The sequence below is a fragment of the Pseudarthrobacter sp. lyk4-40-TYG-27 genome (assembly GCF_030209295.1).
GTDB lineage: Bacteria > Actinomycetota > Actinomycetes > Actinomycetales > Micrococcaceae > Arthrobacter.
Window position 1 is genome coordinate 91,954 of the sequence record NZ_JARVSH010000007.1, and the last position, 22,782, is coordinate 114,735.

18 protein-coding genes and 1 tRNA gene are annotated in these 22,782 nt (G+C 67.0%); 5 read left to right on the forward strand and 14 right to left on the reverse strand.

The features are described from left to right. Positions 1-100 precede the first annotated feature (100 nt). From QRM96_RS14570 to QRM96_RS14580, 3 genes are read left to right on the forward strand one after another with little or no spacing between them, the layout of a single operon-like run. Positions 101-1,606 (forward strand): SDR family oxidoreductase, encoded by a 1,506-nt coding sequence (locus QRM96_RS14570; RefSeq protein ID WP_133832160.1) that lies wholly within the window; start codon positions 101-103, stop codon positions 1,604-1,606. 44 nt (positions 1,607-1,650) lie between these two features. Next, complete coding sequence (locus QRM96_RS14575; RefSeq protein WP_018762966.1) at positions 1,651-2,148, forward strand: DUF2505 domain-containing protein; 498 nt, start codon at positions 1,651-1,653, stop codon at positions 2,146-2,148. Between the two features lie 3 nt (positions 2,149-2,151). Then, entirely contained in the window at positions 2,152-2,373 is a 222-nt protein-coding gene (locus tag QRM96_RS14580; RefSeq protein ID WP_018762965.1) for an SCO4848 family membrane protein, read from the forward strand. A gap of 89 nt (positions 2,374-2,462) precedes the next feature. On the opposite strand, the gene sufU is transcribed toward QRM96_RS14580, so the two are convergent. The 9 genes from sufU to QRM96_RS14625 all read right to left on the reverse strand — a co-directional run bounded on the left by sufU (position 2,463) and on the right by QRM96_RS14625 (position 14,523). Beyond that, positions 2,463-2,912: a Fe-S cluster assembly sulfur transfer protein SufU gene (gene sufU, locus QRM96_RS14585; RefSeq protein WP_018762964.1), complete on the reverse strand. Its 450-nt coding sequence runs from the start codon at positions 2,910-2,912 to the stop codon at positions 2,463-2,465. A gap of 23 nt (positions 2,913-2,935) precedes the next feature. Next, positions 2,936-4,261 (reverse strand): SufS family cysteine desulfurase, encoded by a 1,326-nt coding sequence (locus QRM96_RS14590; RefSeq protein WP_285320079.1) that lies wholly within the window; start codon positions 4,259-4,261, stop codon positions 2,936-2,938. A 535-nt stretch (positions 4,262-4,796) separates the two neighbouring features. Beyond that, positions 4,797-7,454 carry a helix-turn-helix transcriptional regulator gene (locus QRM96_RS14595; RefSeq protein ID WP_502934896.1) on the reverse strand — a complete coding sequence of 886 codons (2,658 nt, stop codon included), beginning with the start codon at positions 7,452-7,454 and terminating at the stop codon, positions 4,797-4,799. Then, entirely contained in the window at positions 7,441-10,176 is a 2,736-nt protein-coding gene (locus QRM96_RS14600) for a helix-turn-helix transcriptional regulator (RefSeq protein WP_285320080.1), read from the reverse strand. The genes QRM96_RS14595 and QRM96_RS14600 overlap by 14 nt, the downstream gene beginning before the upstream one ends. Positions 10,177-10,285: 109 nt before the next feature. Continuing rightward, entirely contained in the window at positions 10,286-10,891 is a 606-nt protein-coding gene (gene pth, locus QRM96_RS14605) for an aminoacyl-tRNA hydrolase (protein WP_018762960.1), read from the reverse strand. 103 nt (positions 10,892-10,994) lie between these two features. Continuing rightward, positions 10,995-11,618, reverse strand: coding sequence for a 50S ribosomal protein L25/general stress protein Ctc (locus QRM96_RS14610; RefSeq protein WP_018762959.1), 624 nt, complete (start codon positions 11,616-11,618; stop codon positions 10,995-10,997). A 268-nt stretch (positions 11,619-11,886) separates the two neighbouring features. After that, entirely contained in the window at positions 11,887-12,867 is a 981-nt protein-coding gene (locus QRM96_RS14615; RefSeq protein ID WP_018762958.1) for a ribose-phosphate diphosphokinase, read from the reverse strand. Between the two features lie 2 nt (positions 12,868-12,869). Then, positions 12,870-14,348: a bifunctional UDP-N-acetylglucosamine diphosphorylase/glucosamine-1-phosphate N-acetyltransferase GlmU gene (glmU, locus tag QRM96_RS14620; protein WP_285320081.1), complete on the reverse strand. Its 1,479-nt coding sequence runs from the start codon at positions 14,346-14,348 to the stop codon at positions 12,870-12,872. A 103-nt stretch (positions 14,349-14,451) separates the two neighbouring features. Then, positions 14,452-14,523: transfer RNA gene (locus QRM96_RS14625), tRNA-Gln, on the reverse strand. A 134-nt stretch (positions 14,524-14,657) separates the two neighbouring features. On the opposite strand from QRM96_RS14625, the gene QRM96_RS14630 reads away from it, so the two are divergent. Further along, on the forward strand, positions 14,658-15,284 hold the full coding sequence (locus tag QRM96_RS14630; RefSeq protein WP_109863436.1) for a TetR/AcrR family transcriptional regulator: 627 nt from the start codon (positions 14,658-14,660) through the stop codon (positions 15,282-15,284). A 70-nt stretch (positions 15,285-15,354) separates the two neighbouring features. On the opposite strand, the gene QRM96_RS14635 is transcribed toward QRM96_RS14630, so the two are convergent. The 5 genes from QRM96_RS14635 to QRM96_RS14655 all read right to left on the reverse strand — a co-directional run bounded on the left by QRM96_RS14635 (position 15,355) and on the right by QRM96_RS14655 (position 21,514). Beyond that, positions 15,355-17,187 carry an ABC-F family ATP-binding cassette domain-containing protein gene (locus tag QRM96_RS14635; protein WP_285320082.1) on the reverse strand — a complete coding sequence of 611 codons (1,833 nt, stop codon included), beginning with the start codon at positions 17,185-17,187 and terminating at the stop codon, positions 15,355-15,357. A 35-nt stretch (positions 17,188-17,222) separates the two neighbouring features. Continuing rightward, on the reverse strand, positions 17,223-18,185 hold the full coding sequence (locus QRM96_RS14640) for a 4-(cytidine 5'-diphospho)-2-C-methyl-D-erythritol kinase (RefSeq protein ID WP_018762954.1): 963 nt from the start codon (positions 18,183-18,185) through the stop codon (positions 17,223-17,225). Then, entirely contained in the window at positions 18,182-19,054 is an 873-nt protein-coding gene (gene rsmA / locus QRM96_RS14645; protein WP_285320083.1) for a 16S rRNA (adenine(1518)-N(6)/adenine(1519)-N(6))-dimethyltransferase RsmA, read from the reverse strand. The genes QRM96_RS14640 and rsmA overlap by 4 nt, the downstream gene beginning before the upstream one ends. 109 nt (positions 19,055-19,163) lie before the next feature. Then, positions 19,164-20,330, reverse strand: coding sequence for a resuscitation-promoting factor (locus QRM96_RS14650; RefSeq protein ID WP_018762952.1), 1,167 nt, complete (start codon positions 20,328-20,330; stop codon positions 19,164-19,166). Positions 20,331-20,611: 281 nt separating this feature from the next. Further along, the gene (locus QRM96_RS14655) at positions 20,612-21,514 is read right to left on the reverse strand and encodes a TatD family hydrolase (RefSeq protein WP_285320084.1); all 903 of its coding nucleotides are present in this window, start codon (positions 21,512-21,514) and stop codon (positions 20,612-20,614) included. Positions 21,515-21,677: 163 nt separating this feature from the next. Here QRM96_RS14655 and QRM96_RS14660 point away from each other — a divergent pair, with 163 nt between their 5' ends. Further along, positions 21,678-22,778, forward strand: coding sequence for an AAA family ATPase (locus QRM96_RS14660; protein ID WP_018762950.1), 1,101 nt, complete (start codon positions 21,678-21,680; stop codon positions 22,776-22,778). Positions 22,779-22,782: the final 4 nt, after the last annotated feature.

Genomic DNA, 22,782 nt, shown 5'->3' on the forward strand with positions numbered 1-22,782 from the left:
CGATTGCGGGCCTAGGCTGGCAGTGCCATCGCATTCGGCGTCGGAGCAGCCGTCCGGACAAGCCGCCGCTCCGAACCACAAGGGACGAACAGGAGCCAGTATGAGCGAAATGACTGCCCGGCCTACATCAAAGACCGTCCTTGTCACCGGTGCCACCGGGTACATCGGCGGCCGGCTCGTGCCACGGCTGCTGGAAGCGGGCCATACGGTCAAAGTCCTGGTCCGCTCCCCCGACAAGATCGCCGGTGTGCCCTGGCGCACCGAGGTGGACGTGGTGGAAAGCAGCCTTGACGACGGCGACGCCCTCCGCGCAGCCCTTGCCGGCGTCGACGTCTTCTACTACCTGGTGCACTCCATGGCGGCAGGGGCCGGTTTTGAGGCGAAGGAAAAGGCGATGGCCCGGACGGCGGCGGATGCTGCCACGGCGGCGGGCGTCCACCGGATTGTCTACCTGGGCGGCCTGCACCCGAAGGGGGTGGAGCTGTCCACCCACATGCGCTCACGCGAGGCCGTGGGCAAGGTCTTCCTGGACAGCCCGGTGGATTCGATCGTGTACCAGGCAGGCGTGGTGATCGGTTCCGGCTCCGCTTCCTTCGAAATGATCCGGCACCTGTCCGAGACTCTGCCCCTCATGCCCGCACCAAGCTGGGTGCGCAACCGGATCGAAGCCATCGCCGTCCGCGATGTGCTCTATTACCTGGTGGCTGCGGCGTCGCTGGAGGGTCCCATCAACCGGACCTTCGACATCGGCTGCCGGCAGGTGCTGACCTACGCCAAGATGATGCAGGAGTATTCAGCCGTGGCCGGCCTGCCTTACCGGGTGGTGTTGGCGCTGCCTGTGCCGGCGCCCAAGCTGGCCGGCATGTGGGTGGCCCTGACAACCCCCATCCCATGGTCCATGGCGGTCCCCCTGGTCCAGTCGTTGCAACATGACGCCGTGTCCAACGAGCACGACATCGACCAGTTCATTCCGCAGCCCGACGGCGGCCTCACGCCCTACCGCACCGCGGTGGCCTTGGCGCTGGGCAAGGAACGGGACGGCCAGGTGGAGACCACGTGGGCGAACGCCGGCGCGGATTCAGACCCGCTGCCCAGCGACCCCGAGTGGGCCGGGCACAAGGTCTACATCGACGAACGGACGTTCCACGGAGACGTGGACCCGGCGCACGTCTGGACCATCATCGAGGGGATCGGCGGCCGCAACGGCTGGTACTCGCTGCCCTTGGCCTGGCAGGTGCGGGGCTGGCTGGACAAGTTAACCGGCGGCGCCGGGCTGCTGCGGGGCCGCCGGCACCCGCACTCGCTGGCGGCGGGCGAGGTGGTGGACTGGTGGCGGGTGGAGCGGATCGACCGCGGCAGGCTGCTCCGGCTGCGGGCAGAAATGCGCGCGCCCGGCCGTGCCTGGCTGGAGCTCTCCGTGGAGCCGGACGGCGGAGGCAGCCGGTACCGGCAGCGGGCCATTTTCTTCCCGAAGGGTTTGAGCGGACGGCTCTACTGGCTGGCCGTACTTCCCTTCCACAGCCTGATCTTCCCGGCCATGGCCCGGAACATCACCGCGGCAGCCCAAAAACTGGCCGATGCGGAGCGCGCAGAGGTGACCCCGTAGGATGTTGGAGGCGTAAATCCTTTCCCGACGTCCCAGGAGGACCCATGGCGCTGAGCGCAACCACCACCCTTCCGCACTCCGTTGACAGCGTTGCCGCTGTGCTGGTGAACGAGGATTTCCAGCGCCACGTCAGCCGGCTGGTGGGCGGCGAACTGGAGTCCTTCAAGGTCGACGGCGACACCGCCGGGGCGTTCAGCGCCACGTCGGTGCGGACGTTGCCCACCACCCGGCTGCCCGAGATTGCCCGCAAGTTTGTCGGTGAGCACCTCAAAGTGACCCAGGTGGAAAACTGGGACGCCCCCGCCGCTGATGGCTCCCGCCAGAGCAACATCTCGCTGAAGATCGCCGGCGCCCCGGTGGATGTCACGGCCGTGCAGCGGCTGGTGGCCGACGCCGGTGGAACCCGGGTGGAGCTTGAGGGCGCCGTGAAGTCCTCCGTTCCGTTCCTGGGCGGCAAGATCGCCGATGCCGCCGAGCCCATGGTGGCCAAGGCGTTGAACCTGCAGGCCACGCAGGCGCAGGCCTGGCTGGAAAGCCACTAGTCCATGGAGCTGCCCGTTTTCGCTGCGCTGGTCCTGATTGTCGCCGGCGTCTGGTCGCTGGTGGTCTGGCCGCAGTTCCTGCGCCGGGTCATGAACGATCCCCGTGCCCGCGACACTGCCGGCAAGGCCACCAAATTCCTGACCGTGCACGTGGTGCTGGTCAGCATCTCCATGGTGCTGGGACTCGCCACCGCAGTCATCGGCGTCCTGGGACTGCTGGGCTGACCCTTCCGCGCGGCAGCACGGCTCCGGCATGACACAGCCCGGGCCTTCCTCCAGAACGAGGAAGGCCCGGGCTGTTCTGTTCCCTGCGGTTATGCCGCCTGGTTGAGCGCGTCCTCCGCCGCCACCCAGGAGATCATGGCGCACTTGACCCGGGCCGCGTAGCGGGCAACCCCCTCGAAGGCAGCGGCGTCCCCCAGCAGTTCGGGATCGGCCTGGACCTTGCCGCGTGAGCGGAGCACCTCGCGGAAGCTCTCGATCACCTGGTGCAGTTCGGCAACGGTCATGCCGTCGGCGAGTTCGGAGAGAACCGACGCCGAGGCCATGGAAATGGAGCAACCGGCTCCGTCCCACGCCACCTGGACCACCTTGCCGTCCTGCACCGCCAGCCGCAGGGTGACTTCGTCTCCGCATACCGGGTTGAGCTGGTGGGACTGGCCTGTTGCCGCGCCGGCCGGGGCATCGGTGGCGGCCAGCCCGCTGCCGTGGCGGGCCTTGGAATGGTCCAGGATGATCTGCTGGTACAACTGGTCGAGGCTCATGGTGTCACCCTTCGTGTTCTCCGCTAGGCGCGGAAGTAGGCTCTGACGCCGGCCACGGCTTCAAGGAAGCGGTCCACGTCGTCGGTGGTGTTGTACAGGTAGACGCTGGCGCGGGTGGTGGCGGTCAGTCCCAGCCGCCGGTGCAGCGGCTGGGCGCAGTGGTGCCCGACGCGCACGGCGATCCCGCGGGAGTCCAGGAATTGCCCGACGTCGTGGGCGTGGACGCCTTCGACGTCGAACGCGGCAAGGCCGATCCGCTCCCTGCCTGCGGCCGGGCCAAGGACCCTGACACCGGGAATGGCCTCAAGGCCCACCACCATGCGCTGGCCGAGTTCGGACTCCCAGGCGTGGATCCGGTCCAGCCCGGTCTCGGTGAGGTAGTTGGCCGCGGCGGCCAATGCCACGGCCTGGGAGATGCGCTGGGTACCGGCTTCGAAGCGTTGTGGTGCCGGCAGGTACTCTGCCCGCTCCATGGTGACGGTGGTGATCATGGATCCGCCGGTCAGGAACGGCGGCAGGATGTCCAGCAGTTCCTGCCGTCCGTACAGCACGCCGATGCCCGTGGGGGCGAGCATTTTGTGGCCCGAGAGGACCGCGAAGTCCACGTCCAGTTTCTTGACGTTCAAGGGCAGGTGCGGGGCGGACTGGCAGGCGTCCAGGACCACGAGGGCGCCGGCGGCGCGGCCCAGGGCCGTCAATTCCTGCACCGGGTTGATGATGCCCAGCACGTTGGAGGCATGGGTGAAGGCCAGGACCTTTGTCCGGGGTCCGATGACTGAGGCCGCAGCGTCCATGCGCAGGCTGCCGTCGTCATCGATGGGAATATGCCGGAGCGTCGCCCCGGTACGGAAAGCCAGCTCCTGCCACGGAATAAGGTTGGCGTGGTGCTCCATCTCCGTCACCACGATCTCGTCGCCGGGCCCCAGCGCCAGTTCCCGCAGGCCGCGATCGCCGCGGCCTTGGGCAGCCCAAAGGGCGGCGTTGGACAGGGCGTAGCTGATGAGGTTCAGCCCCTCAGTGGCGTTCGAGGTCCAGATGGTCTCTTCATAGCCGGCCCCGATGAAGTCGGCGATGGTTTGCCGGGCATCCTCAAAGACTTCGGTGGCCTCCACCGCAAGATGGTGTGCGCCGCGGTGCACGGCAGCATTGCGCTGTTCGTAGAACTCCTGTTCGGCTTCGATGACGCTGACCGGGTTCTGCGAGGTGGCGCCGGAGTCAAGGTAGACCAGCGGCTGGCCGTTGACCAGCTGGTTCAGCACGGGGAAGTCGTTGCGGATGCGCAGCACTTCCGCGTTGTCCATGGCCGGCAGGGCACGTTCCAGCGTGGCTGGCGTTGATACTACGGCCAAAACGAACTCCTTGGGCTGCCAATGTTTGACACCCAATTGTCCCACAACACGGCTGTGGCGGCCGCCCGGAGGGGCTGCCGCCACCGCTGCCCCGGGCTTCGGCCGAGGGAGCAGAGGGCCGGCGACGGCTGGGGGGAGAGTCTCGGTCTCAGAAGACTCTGACGTCGCCGGCCCCGTCTGTGCCCGGTCCGTGGGGACCGGAAATATGAGGGGCCTCAATGTCCTGATCGGCTGCTCCGCGGCTTCCAGCCGGCCGCTTTGCTTTGCCTCCTTAAGTAAATCCGGTAGCGCTCTCCCGTACACGAGTAGGGTGTACTCGAATCCTCGGGGGTGCACTACCGGGCCGCGGCCAGGTAGTCATGCACAGGCGCATGCTGCGGCCGGGGTGTGGTTCCGCCGCGAGCGGAACGGCGGTCACAGGGCACCCGCGGCGCGGTGACGTACGGCGCGTGGAAACGGCGCCGCAGGGCACCAACGGCGAGGGGGCGGCCGACGGCGGCCGTCGCGGGCAGGTACCGGGGAAGGGCGGCCGGGACTACTTGGGCAGGGCCGTCTCCAGCTCATCGCGGCTGCGGACGCCAAGCTTGACGTAAGTACGGTACAGGTGCCCTTCCACCGTGCGCACCGACACCATCAGGCGCTGGGCGATCTCCCGGTCGGTCAGTCCCTGGACGGCAAGTTCGACGATGTCCTGCTCCCGGCGGGTGAGGTGGACCGCGGGTGCGGCGGCGATGAAGCGTCCCTCGCGGAAGCGCTCGCCGAGTTCGTGGTCGCACTTTTCCCGTTGGGCCACCGCCTGCCGGGACCGGCGGCGTTCGCCTGCCTGTTCCAGCACCGTGCTGGCACGGGCATAAGCCTCCCGGGCCAGGTTGACAAAGGCTGCTTCCTCCAGCGAGGCAGCCGTTGCCATCAGGGTGTCGCCGTCGGCGTTTTCCCACGCCGTGGCCAGGGTCAGCAGCGCCTCCGCCCAGCGGCCTTCCACGCCGCGGGCAACCGTCTGGACCATGGGGATCACCGAGGGGTCCCCGAGGTCCCAGCACATGGCCAGGACTTCGAGGAGGTTGCCGGCCCTTGCGGCTGCCTCCGGCGTCGTCATGAGCGTCTGCAACGCAGCCAGCCCCTTGCCGTCACGGGCGGTGTACTCTGCCCCCGCTGCCACGTACGCCTCGGCCAGGAGGTCATGTGCGGGGCCGCCGGCGAAGGCGTCCTTGTGATCCTGTTCCAGCCGTCTTGCCTGTTCAGCATCCCCGAGACGGGCCGCCACGTAATAGCCCAGCGCTGTACCGAACCGGTACAGCTGCAACGGATCGTTGAGCCTCAGGGCTTCCACGGCGGGCAGCAGGACCTGGTAGGCCCGCTCCATCCGGCCCTGGCGAAGCAGGGAGTAGCCGCGGAGTACGTTCAGGCTCCCGTCGAAAATGGCCGCACTGGCGCCGTGGCCTGCCGCGTAGCCGTTCAGTTCCCGCTCGGCCGATTCCCATTCGCCCATGGCCAGGTAGTTGGAGACCAGCCGTCCCAGCACGAACTCAGGGAAGAAGAACAGGCTGCCTTCGAGCGGAGGAAGCTCCGACGCCGCCATCATGGCAGCATCCAAGCCCTGGACGGGACGCCCTGCAGCGGCCAGGGCATGGGCCAGGAGCGCCTCAGCCAGGGCACGCAGCGGCTCTCCCCCGGAGCCCGCTGCGCCGCGTTTCCTGATCCTGTCGACTTCCTCGCCAAGTGCCTGGACGTTGACCTCGGCCCCAAGCTGCAGCACTTGCAGAAGCTCCGCCTGCCAGCTGCCATCCTGGCCGAATTGGGCGATGGCCCGCTCCACGTCCTCCGCTACATCTGCCAGCAGCCGGCCATTGGCCTGGTGTGCCGAAACCCGGAGCACCAGGGCTGCCGGCCCTTGCGGGTCCCCGGCCAGCGGGAGCCAGCACTCGTCCAGGAGGGCCGCTGCTTCCTGGTAGGAGCCCTCGTTATACAGGGCCCGGGCCTGGACCGCCTGGGCCAAGGGGATCAAGGCGGGGTTGCGGATCTTGGCCGCGATGGACCGCGCGCTGTGGTTGCGGTACGCGAGCAACGCCACTTTGGCGGCGGCCAGCAACTCGTCGTCGCCGACCCGGAGGCCACACTCCAGCGCCCATTCCACCGAACGGAGCCGGCCTTCCCCCTGCAGCAATCCGGGGTCCTGGTGTGCCTTGACCTTCTCCAAGAGCTGGAGGCTCCGGGAGACCGATACCGTGTTCCTGATGGCGCCGGCGAAGAGCGCGTTCCAGAGGTAAAGTTCCGCGGGAACGCCGGGGGTCTCCACGATCATCTGCTGGTCCAGCAGGGACCGGACCACCGCTGCCCCACTGATGTCTTCGATGACCTTGCGGCCCACCGGGCCGGCCAGGGCAATAAGCTTCAGGGCTTCCTGTTCCTCGGGTCCGCGGCGCAGGTGGTCTTTGGCAACCACCGCTGCCAGCCGGGGCCCGTCGGCAGGAAGGTCCCCGAGCAGGATCCAGATGCCGTTGCGTTTGGCCAGTACCCCGGCTTCCGCGGAGTCATGCAGCAAGGCGTCAAGGATCCGTGGATTTCCGCTCGAAGCGCTCCACATGGCGTCCACCGTGGCAGCCGGAACGGTCCCGTCCAGGACGTGGGCCAGGACTTCCTCTATCTGCTCGCGGTTCAGGGGCCGAAGATCGACGCGCTCGGCAAGGCCGTCGTACCAGAGCTGCTCCAGCGGCTGCGGAAGGCCGGGCCGGGGCCGCGCGGCCGCCAGCACGGTTGCCCAGCCCGCCGAAATCAGCTCAGCCAGTACCCCTGCCGAGGCCTCGTCCAGGTGATGTGCGTCGTCCACCGCGAGCAGGACTGCCGAGCCGTTACCGGCTTTCAGCTTTTCAAAGTAGGACCACATTGACCGCAACACGGCCACCGGCGAGACCGACTCCTCAGCCGTGAGTTCCCCGGTATAGGGGGTCAGGACCCCGAAGGGCACCCCGGAGAGCGCGGAACTGGCATGGATGCGCACCACGTTCAGGTGCCCGGCGAGCCGTTCGGTGACGGCGTCGGTCACCGCCGATTTTCCAATCCCCGGGCCTGCCATGACGAAGACCGCATGGCTGGTGCCATTGCGCACCAGGTTGCAGATCCGGTCCACGGGCTCCCGCCGTCCGGTCAGGAGCCGATGGGCAGATGTGGGTTTGTGGCCATTAGACGAGTCCAGTCAGATCACCCCTTGAAGTTACGCCCAGCTTGGTGAACACCTGGTACAGGTGGCCTTCGACGGTGCGGACTGAGACACCCATTTCCAGGGCGATGTCACGGTTTGAGGCACCCCTGCCGGCCATTCGTGCAATCTGCCGCTCACGGCTGGTCAACAGCGGGCTGCCGCTGCTGGGCACGATGGGGAGGTTGGCTACCGTGGCGGCCAGGATGTCCAGCCGTGCCTGCGCGGTCCGGGCCGACAGGGCATCCCCGTCCTGGCGCGCAAAGTCCACCGCCAGTGCCATGCAGCGGGCTTCGACGGCGTCGAGTTCCAGGGTGGCCGCGAGTTCGCCGCCGGCGAGCAGCGCCTTGGCGTCCTTTGTCCGGCTTCCCACGGCGATCAGCCGGGATACTTCGGCCAGCGGGCCTTGCCGGTGGCCCGCGATCTCCTCCAGGAAGCGGAAGTCGGCATCGCTGCCGTTCACCGTTGCCGCCAGCAGGTAGATCCCGGCCATGGCATACCGGCCCGCTTCTGCGTTCGCGCGGGCCCCCTGCTTGAGGCTGGTGACGGCGTCGGAGTCGCCCAGCCACCGTCCGGCCACGAGTGTGCAGAACTCGATGATGCTCTCCACGGCAAACCCTGACCTGCCGGGCATCCGCTGGACTTTCGTCAGGTACTTGCGTGACAGCGCGGCGTTTCCGGTCTGGGCGTAGGCCAGGGCCGTGGCCGCGTACGCGGTGCGCAGCGCACCCTGGACCGGTTGCAGCTCCAGCTGCGCTGCGGCAGAAATCAGGGGTTCCAGGGCAGCTTCGCCCCGACCGGAAAACGCGAAAGCTATTCCGGCAGCGATTTCCGTGGCCGCGCTGCGGTAAGGAAGCCGGAAGGGCTGGCCGGCGCTGAACGGGGCCATGAGGTCAATGCAGCGCCGCCACTGGCCGGCCATCAAAAGAACGAAGTAGGCCTCCCGCGTGTACCGTTCCCGCAGGCCCACAATGTGCGAGGCATCGCTGAGTTGGCCACCGATCTGGCGCACGAGGCCCAGGGCATCCATCTCCCGGCCCGTCATGGCCAGGGCGCTCATCAGGATGATGGCGCACTGGAGCCGGTAGCCGGTGTCAGGGTTGGCGGCTGGGTCAACGGCCCGCTCAAGGGCGGGAATCATGGCGGCGTACCTTCCCGCGTGCGCCTGGTACTCGAATTCGCTTAGCGAAATGCGGTTGGCCGCCACCGCGGCAGGAGCAGGCCAGTCCTGGTGGTCTCCCGCAGTGGCCAGGCGTTCGCGGGCCGAGGCGAAGAGCTCCCCGACCGAGCCGGACCGTTCCGGAAGGCAGAGCATGACCCGCGCCTTGGCGGCCACCACCTGGGCGTACTCTTCGAGGTCGAGGGCCTCAAGTTCAGGTTGGGTAATGTCCTCAAGGGCGGCCAGGGCCTGGACCGCCATGTCCAGCTGCAGGTACGCGGCGGCCTTTTGCCGCTGCGCGGATGCCCACACGGCATCCGTCCGCTGGATCATCTCCGCATAGGTCAACGCGAACCGGGGGTCGAAGAGCTGGACGGCGGCCTGGGCGGCCGCAAGCGCCAGTGCCGGGCTGAGTTCCGCCTCGCATTCATGGGTCCACGCGGCGAACGACATCAGTTCATCGACGGTCATGGCCGCGGGGTCGGGCTCCTCGCCGCCCAGCAGCACGGAGCGGAGCTCCCGCCGCCGGGAAATGCTCAGCCAGGTCCTGACGACGTCGCCAATGTACTTCTCCCGCAGCGACACCCAGCGGTACTCGGAGTCGTCGATCTCGAGCAGCCCGGCGTCCTCCATGTCCGCCACGACGTCGGCGCCATAGATGGCAGTCAGCCGGGACAGTTCCACCCGGCGGGCGCAGGACAACATTTCAATGACTTCGCGGGTCTCCGGTGTTTCCCTTGTCCAGCGCGACCTGACGATGTCATCCAGGCTCGCGGCGCCGTCGAGCACCACCTTGTCCCGGAGCGTCCAGACGGATTCGGACAGCACGAGGTTCCCGGAAAGCTGTTGCTCGGTAACCAGGGCTTTGAGCAGCAGGGGGTTGCCGCCCACCATCTGGTGGTAGGTGGTGACCAGGGACGATGCGACGCGGTGCCCCAGCAGGGACAGCAGGACCTGCCGGGTCTGCAATTCGTTGAGGTTGCTGAGCCTGACTTCGGTGAGCTTGCGGTCCGTCAGGAGCCAGTGGAAATCCGCCGGCAGGTCACTGGCTTTGGGAGCGACGGCGATGATCCTTGCCGTGCCGGTCAGCAACACGTTCAACAGCACGCCGGCACTCATGTCGTCGACAGTGCCGGAGGTGTCCAGCGTGATGATGCAGGGCCTGCCCGCCGCATCGCTGCGGATCAGGGAGGTGATCCCGCGCAGGATGGCAGTGGGTGAACCCATGTAGGCCTGCGGCAACCGGGCCAGGAGGAAGGAGAGGCAGCCATACGGGGTATTGGAGCCCGAGGGTGCGCTCCGGAGCTGCAGCGACCAGATGTCCGGGCCCAAGTCGGCGACTGCCGCCCTGGCCAGGGAGGACTTCCCCACCCCGCGGGCGCCTGTGATGACCGCTCCGAAGGAGTTTTCGCTTGTCAACGCTGTGCGGACGGCGTCAAGGTTGGCACTTCGTGCCGGCACGGACCATTGCCGGCCCTCCGGCACTGCGGAGGATCCCGTGGCCAGCCCATCACCCTGAGGTGTTGACCCACGTCCCCAGCTGAGTGGCTCGATTGACATGAACTTGTCCCCTACATCCTGCAATAGCGGGATGTAGCCCCATTGCTCCCCCGCATAGGAAGAAGAGTACCCCTTGCCACTGACAAGGAAACAGGGCACAAGGGAACTTTTACGATTCTGCTTGGCGTGATCCGGACTTGGCGGGGTGGAATTTCTGCTGCGTGGCAGTGAGTCCTTCCCGGAGCAAGGACTCAACGGCGTCCGCTGCGTCGTCGAGCAGGAAGGGCAGTTCCTTCCGTTCCGCGGTGCCGAAGTCGCGCAGGACGTAGTCTGCCGTATCCATCCGCCCGGGCGGCCGGCCAACTCCCACCCGGACGCGCAGGTAGTCCTTGGTGTCGAGTGCTTTGGAAATGTCGCGCAGGCCGTTGTGGCCGCCTTCGCCGCCGCCGAGCTTGAGTTTCACCGTGTTGAAGGGGATGTCGATCTCATCGTGGACGGCCACCACGTGGTCGGCGGCGATCCCGTAGAAGTTGGCGAGGGCAGACACGGGCCCGCCGGAGACGTTCATGTACGTCATCGGTTTGGCCAGGACTACCCGCGGGCCCCCGATTCCCAAGCGGCCCTCCACGACCTGGGCCCTGGCTTTGTGGGCCTTGAAGCCCGCGCCCATCCGGGAGGCGAGTTCATCGAGGACCATCTGGCCAATGTTGTGCCTGTTGCCTTGGTACTGCGCCCCGGGGTTGCCGAGGCCGACGATCAGCCAGGTATCAGTCATGGATCAATCCTATGGGGGCGGTTGGGGCGGGAACGGCGCTGTGCGGACACGACAGTGGCCGGCCCCGTGCGGGGTCCGGCCACTGTCAGGGAGTGCGGAGTGCTTACTCTGCGGCTGCTTCTTCGGCTGCCTCGGAAGCTTCCTCGGCGGCGCCCTCGGACGCACCTTCGGTTTCCTCTTCCTCGGCGATTTCAACGGCCTCGGAGATGTTGACGACCAGTGCCTCGGCGTCGGTCAGCAGGACGGTGCCCTTGGGCAGGACCAGGTCGGAGCCGTGGATGTGCTCGCCGGCGCCGCGGCCTTCGATGCTCACGACGACGGACTCGGGCAGGTGGGTGGCCTCGGCTTCGAGGGACACGACCGTCAGTTCCAGGTTGTGGACGGTGCCGGGAGCGGATTCGCCCTCAACGTGCACGGGAACGTCGACGGTGACCTTCTCGCCCTTGCGGACGGTCAGGAGGTCGATGTGCTCGATGATCTGCTTTACGGGATCACGCTGGATGTCCTTGACCAGGGCCAGGTGGCCTTCGCCGTTGATGTCCAGGGACAGCAGGGCGTTGGGGGTGCGGACAGCCAGGGTGGTGGCCTTGGCCGGGAGGGTGACGTGGATGGGCTCTGCGCCGTGGCCGTAGATGACGGCCGGGATCAGGTTGGCCATCCGTGCGCGGCGGGCGTAGCCCTTGCCGAATTCGGTGCGCAGTTCTGCTGCGAGCTTCTGCTCAGACATGGAAATCTCCTTGAAGATGAAACGGTGTTCAGCAAGGGCGGAGGTCTGGTGTGACCTTCAACGCCGGGCGGCCGGTAGGCGGCCCTTCAAGAAGGCAGTCCCTCTCATCAAGGGACAAGCAGACCCAGTCGATAACGGAGACTTTGCTCTCCCTCGCCAAGGTATCGGGGTCAAGCCTACCAGCGCCGGAGCCGAATATTGAAAACGGTGAGGCGGCGGTGGTTGCCTGCCGAAACCGCAATCCCGGGTTTCGACAGGCAACCAGCCGCTACGCCTTGCCGTCGAAGAGGCTGGTGACCGAACCGTCGTCGAACACTTCGCGGATGGCACGGGCGATCAACGGCGCGATGGACAGCACCGTCAGCTGCGGGAACCGCTGCGAGGCGGTCAGCGGCAGGGTGTTGGTGACCACCACTTCGCGGGCACCGGATTCGGAGAGGCGGCGGGCGGCCGGCTCGGAGAATACGGCGTGCGTGGCCGCGATGATGACGTCCTTGGCCCCGGCGTTCTTCAGCACGGTGACGGCTCCGGAGATGGTTCCGCCGGTGTCGATCATGTCATCGATCAGCACGCAGGTCCGGCCCTCGATCTGGCCCACCACCGTCTTGGAGACAGCCTGGTTGGGGACTGTGAGGTCCCGGCTCTTGTGCACGAAGGCGAGGGGTGCCCCGCCCAGGCGTTCGGCCCACTGTTCGGCCACGCGGACGCGGCCGGTGTCAGGGGAGACAACGGTGATGTTTTCGGCGTCCACCCGGGTGCGGATGTAGTCGGCCAGCAGCGGGATGGCCATCAAGTGGTCCACCGGACCGTCGAAGAAGCCCTGGATCTGGGAGGTGTGCAGGTCAACGCTCATGATGCGGTCCGCGCCGGCAGTCTTGTAGAGGTCTGCCACCAGGCGGGCGGAGATGGGCTCGCGGCCGCGGCCCTTCTTGTCCTGCCGCGCATAGGGGTAGAACGGGGAAACCACGGTGATGCGCTTGGCGGAAGCCCGCTTCAGCGAATCGATCATGATCAGCTGTTCCATCAGGTGGTTGTTCAGCGGTGCCGGGTGGGCCTGGATCACGAAGGCATCGGTGCCGCGGACGCTTTCACCGGCGCGGACGTAGATTTCGCCGTTGGCGAAGTCGTAGGCATCGACGGGCAGCAGGTCAGTGCCGAGTTCCTTGGCGATTTCCCGGGCCAGCTCCGGATGGGCCCGCCCGGTGGCGAGCACCAGCTTCTTTTCGCCGTGCGCCGTAATTTCGCTCATTCTTACTTGCCCTCTTCTGTAGATGCCGGGGTACTGGAGGAGTTCTGGGTGGCCGCCTGGGCCAGTTCGGCGGAGCGGGTTCCCGGACGGTTCGCGGGGACCCAGCCTTCGGCGTTGCGCTGGGCAGCGACGCTTAGTGCGAGCGCGCCTGCGGGTACGTCCTTGCGGATCACCGCGCCGGCGCCGCTGTAGGCACCGTCCCCCACGGTGACCGGGGCAACAAAGACCGTGTTGGAGCCGGTACGCACGCCCGAGCCGATCACCGTGCGGTGCTTCTTCTCGCCGTCGTAGTTTGCCGTGATGTTTCCACAGCCGATGTTGGTGTCTTCGCCGATTTCGGCGTCGCCTGCGTAGCCCAGGTGGGACAGCTTGGAGCCGCGGCCGATGGTGACGTTCTTGGTTTCGTAGAACGCACCGATCTTGCCCTTTTCACCGAGCACGGTGCCTGGCCGCAGGTAGGTGAAGGGGCCGACGGCGGCGCGCGGCCCGATCACCGAGCCGGAACCGTGGGTGCGGACCACCGTTGCGCCCTCGCCCACCGTGACGTCGGTCAGCGTGGTGTCGGGGCCGACGACGGCGTCCCGGGCCACGGTGGTGGCGCCGTGCAGTTGGGTGTTGGGCAGCAGCCGGACGTCCTCGTCCAGGGTGACCGATGCGTCGATCCACGTAGTGGCCGGGTCCACCACGGTGACGCCTGCGCGCATCCATCCCTCGACGGTGCGGCGGTTCAGTTCGGCGCCGAGGGCGGCCAGTTGGACGCGGTCGTTCGCGCCTTCCACCTGCCAGCGGTCGGCGGTGACGACGGCGGCAACCCGGCCGCCGGCGGCACGCGCCAGGGACAGGACGTCGGTGAGGTATTTCTCGCCCTGGGCGTTGTCGGTGGTGACCTTGCCAAGGGCGTCCCGGAGCATGGCTGCGTCGAAGGCGTAGATACCGGAGTTGACCTCGCGGATCAGCCGCTCGGCCTCGGATGAATCCCTGTGCTCGCGGATGCCCGTGACGGAACCGTCCTCCCCCCGGAGGATGCGGCCGTAGCCGGTGGCGTCGTCGAGGACGGCGGTGAGGACGGTGACCGCGTTGCCGTCACGCTCGTGGGTGGCCACGAGTTCGCCCAGGAGTTCCCCGGAGAGCAGCGGAACATCGCCGTAGGTGACCACAACGGTACCGGCCAGGCCTTGTTCCGCGTGGAGTGCCTCGAGGGCGGCTTCCACGGCGCGGCCGGTGCCCGGCACGTCGTCCTGGTCCACGATGACGGCGTCGGGATCCAGTGCCGATACATGCCCGGCAACCAGGTCACGTTCGTGGCGCACCACGATGGCGAGCCGCTGCGGGTTGATGCTGCGGGCCGCCCGGAGGGCGTGGCCCACCAGGGAGAGGCCGCCGATTTCGTGGAGGATCTTGGGTGTACGCGACTTCATCCGGGTACCGGCGCCTGCTGCCAGAACGATGACAGCGGCCGGGCCGGCATTCTCGGGGATCACGTACGGGCTCTCCTTGCTAGGTTGTGCTGGCGCATTGGGGTGTCCGGCGTCCATGTCCGCCCGGCACCGGGTGCCATCCTACTGAACGCTCCTCGCACAGCAGTTCCGCCCATAGGATTCGAACCTATACTCCACGGCTCCAAAGGCCGGGGTGCTGCCGTTACACCAGAGCGGACCGTGCCGGAGGACTCAAGGCCCGGGCACAAGTCCCTATTTTGCCATGGGTTCGGGGCACCGCGCGACACCGGCCGGTTCTCCCCTGCCTGCCGGGCGGAATCGGGCCCGTGGCCGGTGGGGCATGATGGGATTGTGAGCAACAACCTGCCGCGGATGCGGATGACCGGCCTGCAGCGGCGTAGCCAGTTGATCGACGTCGGCCGGGCGCTTTTTGCCGTCCGGGGGCTCGACGGGACCACCATTGAGGAGATCGCCGCCAGCGCGGGTGTGTCCAAGCCGGTCATCTACGAGCACTTCGGATCCAAGGAAGGGTTGTACACGCAGGTGGTGGAGTGCGAGTTCCACATCCTGCTGGACGCCATCAATAGCGCCCTCACCGAGGAAGCCAAACCCCGGGTCCTCGTCGAACGCGCCGCCCTGGCCCTGCTGACCTACATCGAGGAGCGCACCGAGGGCTTCCGGATCCTCATGCGCGACGCTCCCCCGTCCCAGCCCGAGGGCGCCTTCTCCACCCTGCTCTCCCAGGTCACCGCCCGCGTGGAACACATCCTCTCCGACGAATTCTCGCGCCGCGGCTTCAGCGGCGAGGATGGCGCCATGTACGCCCAGATGCTGGTTGGCATGGTGGCCATGACCGGCCAGTGGTGGCAGGACAGCCGCCAGCCCGACAAGCAAACCGTCGCTGCACACCTGGTCAACCTCGCCTGGAACGGCCTCACCGGCCTGAAGAAGGACCCCGAACTGCAGTCTGAGGCGTAAGCCCAGGCCGCCTTCGCCGTGGTCACTTACGCGGCGCAGGGGCCCTCCGCTCTTGCCCGCGTCGCCTTTGTCAGTCCCCCAGGAGCTCCGACGCCTCCAGCCATTCCATTTCCAGGGCGTCCTTTTCGTCCGTGAGGTTCTTGAGCTGTTTGTTCTGGTCCGCGAGCTTGTCGAAATCGCCGGCCTCGGTGGTCTTCAGCATCAGGTCGTGAAGCTTCTTTTCCTCTTGATCGAGCTTCTTGATTTGCCGTTCGATCCGGTTGAGGGCCTTGCGGGCCTCCCGCTTCTCCGCCTCGGAGGGGCCTGTGCCGGTGGCTGGGGCCGCGGGGCCCTGGCCCGCGCTGGTGACGGGGTTGCCGCCGCCGGACACCGTGGAGCCGGCGAGGGCGGCCTCCCGCAGCTCAAGGTACTGGTCCACGCCGCCGGGCAGGCCGCGGAGCTTGCCGTCGCCCAGGAGGGCCATCTGGTGGTCGGTAACGCGCTCGAGCAGGTAGCGGTCGTGGCTGACCACCACCAGCGTGCCGGGCCAGCCGTCCAGGACGTCCTCCACGGCGGCGAGGGTGTCGGTATCAAGGTCGTTTGTGGGCTCGTCGAGCATCAGGACGTTGGGCTCCCCCACCAGCAGCCTCAGCAACTGCAGCCGCCGCCGTTCGCCGCCGGAGAGGTCCTTGACCGGGGTCCACTGCTTCTGGTTGGTGAACCCGAGCTGCTCCACCAGTTGCCCGGCGGTGAACTCCTTGCCCCCCACGTTGAAGGAACGCTTTTCCCGCTCGATCACCTCGATGACGCGCAAGTCCGCGACGTCGTCGAGCTCCTTGACCTCCTGCGTGAGAACCGCGGTGACCACGGTCTTCCCCCGCTTCAGCTTCCCGGCGTCGGGCGTGATCTCGCCGTTGAGCAGCTTCAGAAGGGTGGTCTTGCCGGCGCCGTTGACACCCACCAGCCCCAGCCGCTCTCCCGGGGCCAGGCGCAGGGTGATGTTGTCGAACAGCTTGCGGCCATCGTCGCCGCCGCGGAAGTTCAGGGAGATGTTTTCCAGGTCCAGGACGTCCTTGCCCTGGCGGGCAGTGGCCATTTTGTTCAACGCCATGTAGTCGCGGGGCTCGGGGACATCGGCGATCAGGGCGTTGGCGGCCTCGATCCGGAACTTCGGTTTCGAGGTCCGGGCCGGGGCGCCGCGGCGAAGCCAGGCCAGTTCCTTCTTGACCAGCTGCTGGCGCTTGCCTTCGACCACGGAGGCCATCCGGTCACGCTCGGCACGGGCCAGGACGTACGCCGCGTATCCACCTTCGAAGGGGTCCACGATGCCGTCGTGCACTTCCCAGGTCTTGTTGCAGACTTCATCGAGGAACCAGCGGTCGTGGGTGACCACCAGGAAGGCGCCCTGGTTGGCCCGCCAGCGGGTCTTCAGGTGCCGGGCAAGCCAGGCAACTCCTTCGACATCGAGGTGGTTGGTGGGCTCGTCGAGCATGATGACGTCGTGGTCCTCGATCAGGAGCTTTGCCAGGGCCACCCGCCGCTTCTGGCCGCCGGAGAGGGCGTGCACGTTGGCATGCCAGTCGACGTCGGACACCAGCCCGCCCATGATCTCGCGGATTTGCGGGTTGCGCGCCCATTCGTAATCCGCCTGGTCGCCCACGATCGCGGCGCCGACGGTCAGGTCGCCGTCGAGCACGTCGCTTTGGTCCAGGTACCCCACGTTGACGTCGCCACGCTTGGTGACGCGGCCGGAGTCGGGCGTGGAACGCAGTGCCAGCAGGCGCATCAGGGTGGATTTGCCGTCGCCGTTCCGGCCCACCATGCCGATCCGGTCGCCTTCCTCAAGGCCCAGGGTGATGCCGTCCAGGACGGTGCGGGTCGCGTAGGAAACTGTGAGGTTCTCGCCGCCAAGAAGGTGTGCCAAAAGGAACTGCTTTCTGCTGCCGAAATATAAGGGGTCTAGAGATGTGTGTCGGAGATGATGCGCGCGCCGTGGACGGGGCCGTGCACGTGAAGGGCCGCCAGTCCCTGGTGCCGCAGGTCCTCGGCCAGTGCTTCGGCCGCCACGGGATCGTCGGCGAGCAAGGCCACGGTGGGGCCGGAACCTGAAACGATCCCAGCGATCGCGCCGTGGGATTCGCCGATACCCAGCGTATCGCGCAATGCAGGGGCCAAGGAGATGGCGGCACGCTGCAGGTCGTTGACCAGGACACGGCTCAGGGATTCGGCGTCGCCGCTGCGCAGGGCCGTTAAAATGTGCGGGTCGACGCCGGTGGGCTCGTCCGCGGTGATGCCTTCGGCGTCCCGCAGCCTGTCCAGGGTGCGGTACACCTCCGGGGTGGACAGTCCGTAGTCTGCCGCCACCAGCACCCAGTGGGTTTGGGCCTTGGCCAGGGCCGGGGACAGTTTGTCGCCCAGGCCAAGGCCCACGGCGGTGCCGCCAAGCAGCGAGAAGGGCACGTCCGCGCCCAGTTCCGCGGCAAGGTGGGCCAATTCTTCGCGGGAAAGTCCGCTGTTCCACAGGGCGTCGCAGGCCAGGAGCGTGGCGGCGGCGTCGGCTGACCCGCCGCCCATGCCGCCGGCGACCGGGACGCGTTTGGTGATTTCCAGGTGTACGCCGGTGGCGTGCTCGGAGACGTCAGCCATGATGGCGGCTGCCTTGTAGGCCAGGTTGTTGCTGTCCAGGGGAATGTCGACGGCGTCGAGGTCCAGGGTGCTTTCGGGGCTGAGGCTGAGCGTGATTCCCGGCGTCGCGGTGCTGGTGGCGGCAACTTCCTCGTAGAGGGATACCGCGAGGTAGACGCTGGCAACGGAGTGGTAGCCGTCCCGGCGGAGCGGGCCCACCGCCAGGGATACGTTGACCTTGCCGGGTGCTTTGACCCGGACCGTCCTGGCCGCGAAGCGTCCTGCCGGGGCATTCACAACCGTGCTTCCTTGGCTTCGGCGATCCTGGCGAAGGCTTGGATATCGATGACCTCGCCACGGGCAGTGGGGTCCACGCCGGCAGCCACGAGGCAGCGCTCCGCTTCCGGCGCTCCGCCTGCCCAGCCGGCGAGGGCTGCCCGCAGCGTCTTGCGGCGCTGCGCGAACGCGGCGTCCACCACGGCAAACACTTGCTCACGGGTGGCAGTGGTGGCCGGCGGCTCGCGGCGGGTGAAGGCCACCAGGCCGGAGTGGATTTTGGGGGCGGGCCAAAAGACGTTCATGCCGATGACGCCTGCCTTGCGCATCTGGCTGTACCACGCCGCCTTGACCGACGGCACCCCGTAGGTCTTGGACCCCGGGCCCGCGGCCAGCCGGTCCGCTACTTCGTCCTGCACCATCACCAGCCCGTGCCGCAGGCTTGGGAAATGCTGCAGCAGGTGCAGTACCACCGGAACCGCCACGTTGTAGGGCAGGTTGGCCACCAATGCGGTGGGTTGGACCGGCAGTTCGGTGACTTTCATGGCGTCGTCGTTGACCAGGTGGAACGCGTTGGCGGCGGCAGGGCGCCATTCCTTGACGGTTTCCGGAAGCTTCGCGGCCAGGACGGGGTCGATTTCGACGGCGACAACGGCCGCCGCCGCATCGAGCAGCCCCAAGGTCAGGGAGCCGAGGCCCGGGCCGACCTCGAGGACGGTTTCATCCGGCCCCACTCCGGCGGCGGAGACGATCCGCCGGATGGTGTTGCCGTCGATAACGAAGTTCTGGCCCAAGGTTTTAGTCGGCCTGATCCCGATTTCCTCTGCCAGCCGGCGGATGTCGGAGGCACCGAACAACGGTGCGGGCACGGCAGGGATGGGTTCAGTCACCTAGGTATCCTATCCCGCGCGGCAGCTCCGCCCTGTCGGCTTAACGGCAGTGGCCGGGCCCGGATATCCGGGCCCGGCCACGCTGTGGGCGTCGTGTTCGTCCGCTGAATCAGCTGCTGGCTGCCCAGCCGCAACCCCACGGTGAGAGCCCGCGCTGGGCGTAGACGCGGTTGGCGATGTCGATTTGCTGCGCCTTGGTGGCGAGGCTGGCGTTCGGGGCGTACGCGCCGCCGCCTGCTCCGATCCAGGTGCGGATGTCGAACTGGAGGCCGCCGTAGTAGCCGTTGCCGCTGTTGATGCTCCAGTTTCCGCTGGATTCACACTGGGCGATCTTGTCCCACATGGCTTCGTTCATCATGGCCGGCGCCGCTGCCCCGGTGTTGGCGGCTGCTGCCGCGGGCGCCGCCTGGACGGCGGGCTTGGCCTTGGTGCCCACGGTGACCTTTTCGGTTACGGGCTGCACCGCCACGTTCTCGGACACGAGGGTGCGCGACGCTTCCCGGCCGTCAACGAGGACCAGCTTGAAGGTGCGCTCGATCTTTCCGGCCGCCCCGGCCTGGGTCACCTGCTTGTCACCCTTGAGCATGTCGGCGCTCTCGGCGGTGACCGTGTCGAAGGGCACGTCTTCGCTGGTAACGGCAGTCTTGCTGGTGTCCACCCGGGAGACCTTGATGACCATGTTGTTCACCACGTTGGCGTTGGCCGGCTGGGAGGAGCGGTCGCTGGCGCCGAGGGTGACACCGGAATCCTCAAGGACCTTGCCTACGGTTGCGGCAGTGGTGGTGGCGGTGTTCACCTTGCCATCGGCCACGATGCTGACGGTCTTGGGTGTGGAGATGGAGACGTAGGAGCCGGCCAGTGCGAGCGTGGCATCCTTGGGCGCCGAGACGGCCGATGCGCTGGCAACGCCGAGCTCGCTGACGAGGCCTTCCACGTCCTGGGCGGTGGTGTTGACGGTCTTTTCGGCCCCGTCAAGGCTGACCTTGACCTCTTTGGCCTGGTTGACGTTGATGACGGTGCCGTTTTGCACGGATGAATCCAAGGACGGCGATACGCGGTCGCCGGGCTTGAGGTCCAGGTTGGCACTCTTGACCACCTGCGCCACTGTTCCACCAAAGGACTGCACGGACGAGGCTTTGCCGTCCACGTTGAGCGTGATTGTTTTGTTATTGCCCACGAAAGCCACGAGGCCCGCGACGAGGCCGCAGAGCACCAGAAGTTGGGCGCCAACCTTGATATAGCTGAACTTGCCGTCCGTTGTGAAGAACTTGATCACGATTGCCCGTAACTCTAGGTCCATCCGGGCACGGGGAATCGCGCAAGGGAATGCCCGGAACAACCTCAAATAGACCGTCCGGGCATCGATGCACCGCCACACTCCGCGCAGCGGCATGGCCCGGGAACTGACGTGCCCGGAGCGGCTGCGAATGGAGCGAAATTATCCGTTGGCCTTCCCCGACCCCGGCTAATAGTTGTCCACTGTAACCGTAGCGTTATAAAGCGACCAACATTTTTGCATACCAGGTATTGCCCAGGATCACGGGACGGGGTGGAATTTCAGGTCCAGGATCCGTATGCCCGCACGGTATTTTCACTGATGGTGTTGCACAGCCCGGCGAGGTCGGAGCCTGTCAATTCTGCCATGGCCCGGACCGTGTACGGGACCATGTAGCTGGCATTTGGCCGCCCCCGGTGCGGATGCGGGGTCAGGAACGGCGCATCTGTTTCCACCATGATGAGTTGGCGGTCGGCGGCGGCGAGCGCGGCCCGAAGATTCGCGGCGTTCTTGAAGGTCAGGGTCCCGGCGAAGGACATCCACCAGCCCTGGTCGTTGCAGGTCCTGGCAAGCTCCTCGTCGCCGGAGAAGCAGTGGAACACCACCCTCTCCGGGGCGCCTTCCTCCCTCAGCACCCGCACCACGTCGCCGTGTGCGTCCCGGTCGTGGATTTGGAGGGTGAGGTCCAGGCGCTTGGCGATGTCGATGTGGCGCCGGAACGAGTGCTCCTGGTGACGCAGTCCTTCGCCTTCCGTGCGGTAGAAGTCCAGCCCCGTCTCGCCGATCGCGCGGATCCGCGGATGCGCCGCGAGGCGTTCGATCTCTGCCAGGGCCGCCTCAAGTTCGCCCCTGGCGGCATAGTGCGGAGCATCGTTGGGATGGAGGGCCACGGCGCCCAGGAGACGGTGGTCCTGGTCCACGGCTTCCACCGTGAACCGCGACGACGCCAGGTCGCAGCCCACCTGGACCGCTCCCTGGACCCCCACGGCCGCTGCGGCGTCGAGCGCGGCCTTGATTCCTACCGGCGCCGTTCCATCAGGAAAGTCCAGGTGGGTGTGGTTGTCCATCACGGGTACAGGCAACGGTTCAGGCGCGGGCGGATACTGCTTGCGGGGCGGAGCTTCCGGGTCCAAGGGGCCTGTGTCAGGTGCCCGGTAGGCGGCGGGAGTCAGCGGATTGCACATCCACCCAGCCTATCCGCCGAAAGCGGTGGCATATTTGCCGGAACTCTCTGTCAGGCACGGCAGTTGTGTTAGTAGTCTGGAACGAACACACGCGCACGCCCACCGACGGGCGAAGGCAGGCTTGCTGTCCCGTCCAGGTGAAACCCGGGCTGAAAGGTTGCCGATGGAACCCCACCGACGCACTGCCAACAATGGGAGCGCACCGAACCTCAACCTGGCCGGCGTCGCGGATGCCGTCAGCCGGCTGAACGGGCACCGGGCCGCCGCCATGGACCCGGAGTCGTTCCATGAAGCGGCCCAACGCATCCTTACCACCGTCAACACGGTGATCGACGGCAAATCGGATGCCGCCAAGCTGGCGCTGACTGTCCTGCTCGCACAGGGCCACCTGCTGCTGGAGGACGTGCCCGGCGTCGGAAAAACCCTCCTCGCCAAGACCCTCGCCCGGACCATCGACTGCACCGTCAACCGCATCCAGTTCACCCCCGACCTGCTGCCCTCGGACGTCACCGGGGTGTCCATTTACAACCAGGCCTCCCGGCTCTTTGAATTCCGGCCCGGCGCCGTATTCGCGAACATCGTGATCGGCGATGAAATCAACCGCGCCTCCGCCAAGACCCAGTCCGCCCTGCTGGAATGCATGGAGGAGCACCAGGTGACGGTGGACGGCAACACGTACAAGCTTGATGAACCCTTCATGGTGGTGGCCACCCAGAATCCCATCGAGATGGAAGGGACGTACCCGCTGCCCGAGGCCCAGCGGGACCGCTTCATGGCCAGGATCTCCATGGGCTATCCGGACAAGGAAGCCGAGATCGAAATGCTTGAGACCCACCAGGCGGTATCGCCGCTGGCCGCCGTCAGCCCGGTGGTGACGGCATCTGACGTGGCGGCGATGACCACCACCGTCCAGCAGGTCTTCGTGTCTGAAGCCGTGAAGGAATACACGGTGTCACTGGGCCGCGCCACCCGGGAAAGTCCGCTGCTCCGCTTGGGGGCGAGCCCCCGTTCCATGCTCCAGCTGCTGCGTGCGGCCAAAGCCACGGCTGCGTTGGACGGAAGGGATTTTGTCCTGCCGGACGATGTCGCAGGCGTCGCCGAGGCCGTGCTGGCACACCGGATCATCGTTGAGCGCAAGGCTGCCGGCGCTGGCGAAAACCCGCACAGCGTCCTGCAGGGAATCCTCTCGCGCCTGCCCGTTCCGCAGGCGCCCCCGGGCCAGGCGACGCGGCCCGCGGCGGCGGCCGGCGGCAGGAACCGCTAGGGGG

Coding starts and splice junctions, on each gene's coding strand:
- pth (WP_018762960.1), bottom strand. CDS start 10,891: ATGACTGATACCTGGCTGATCGTCGGCCTCGGCAACCCCGGGGCGCAG.
- QRM96_RS14600 (WP_285320080.1), bottom strand. CDS start 10,176: ATGTCAATCGAGCCACTCAGCTGGGGACGTGGGTCAACACCTCAGGGT.
- QRM96_RS14615 (WP_018762958.1), bottom strand. CDS start 12,867: ATGAGCGAAATTACGGCGCACGGCGAAAAGAAGCTGGTGCTCGCCACC.
- QRM96_RS14580 (WP_018762965.1), top strand. CDS start 2,152: ATGGAGCTGCCCGTTTTCGCTGCGCTGGTCCTGATTGTCGCCGGCGTC.
- QRM96_RS14655 (WP_285320084.1), bottom strand. CDS start 21,514: ATGTGCAATCCGCTGACTCCCGCCGCCTACCGGGCACCTGACACAGGC.
- QRM96_RS14575 (WP_018762966.1), top strand. CDS start 1,651: ATGGCGCTGAGCGCAACCACCACCCTTCCGCACTCCGTTGACAGCGTT.
- QRM96_RS14610 (WP_018762959.1), bottom strand. CDS start 11,618: ATGTCTGAGCAGAAGCTCGCAGCAGAACTGCGCACCGAATTCGGCAAG.
- sufU (WP_018762964.1), bottom strand. CDS start 2,912: ATGAGCCTCGACCAGTTGTACCAGCAGATCATCCTGGACCATTCCAAG.
- QRM96_RS14570 (WP_133832160.1), top strand. CDS start 101: ATGAGCGAAATGACTGCCCGGCCTACATCAAAGACCGTCCTTGTCACC.
- QRM96_RS14660 (WP_018762950.1), top strand. CDS start 21,678: ATGGAACCCCACCGACGCACTGCCAACAATGGGAGCGCACCGAACCTC.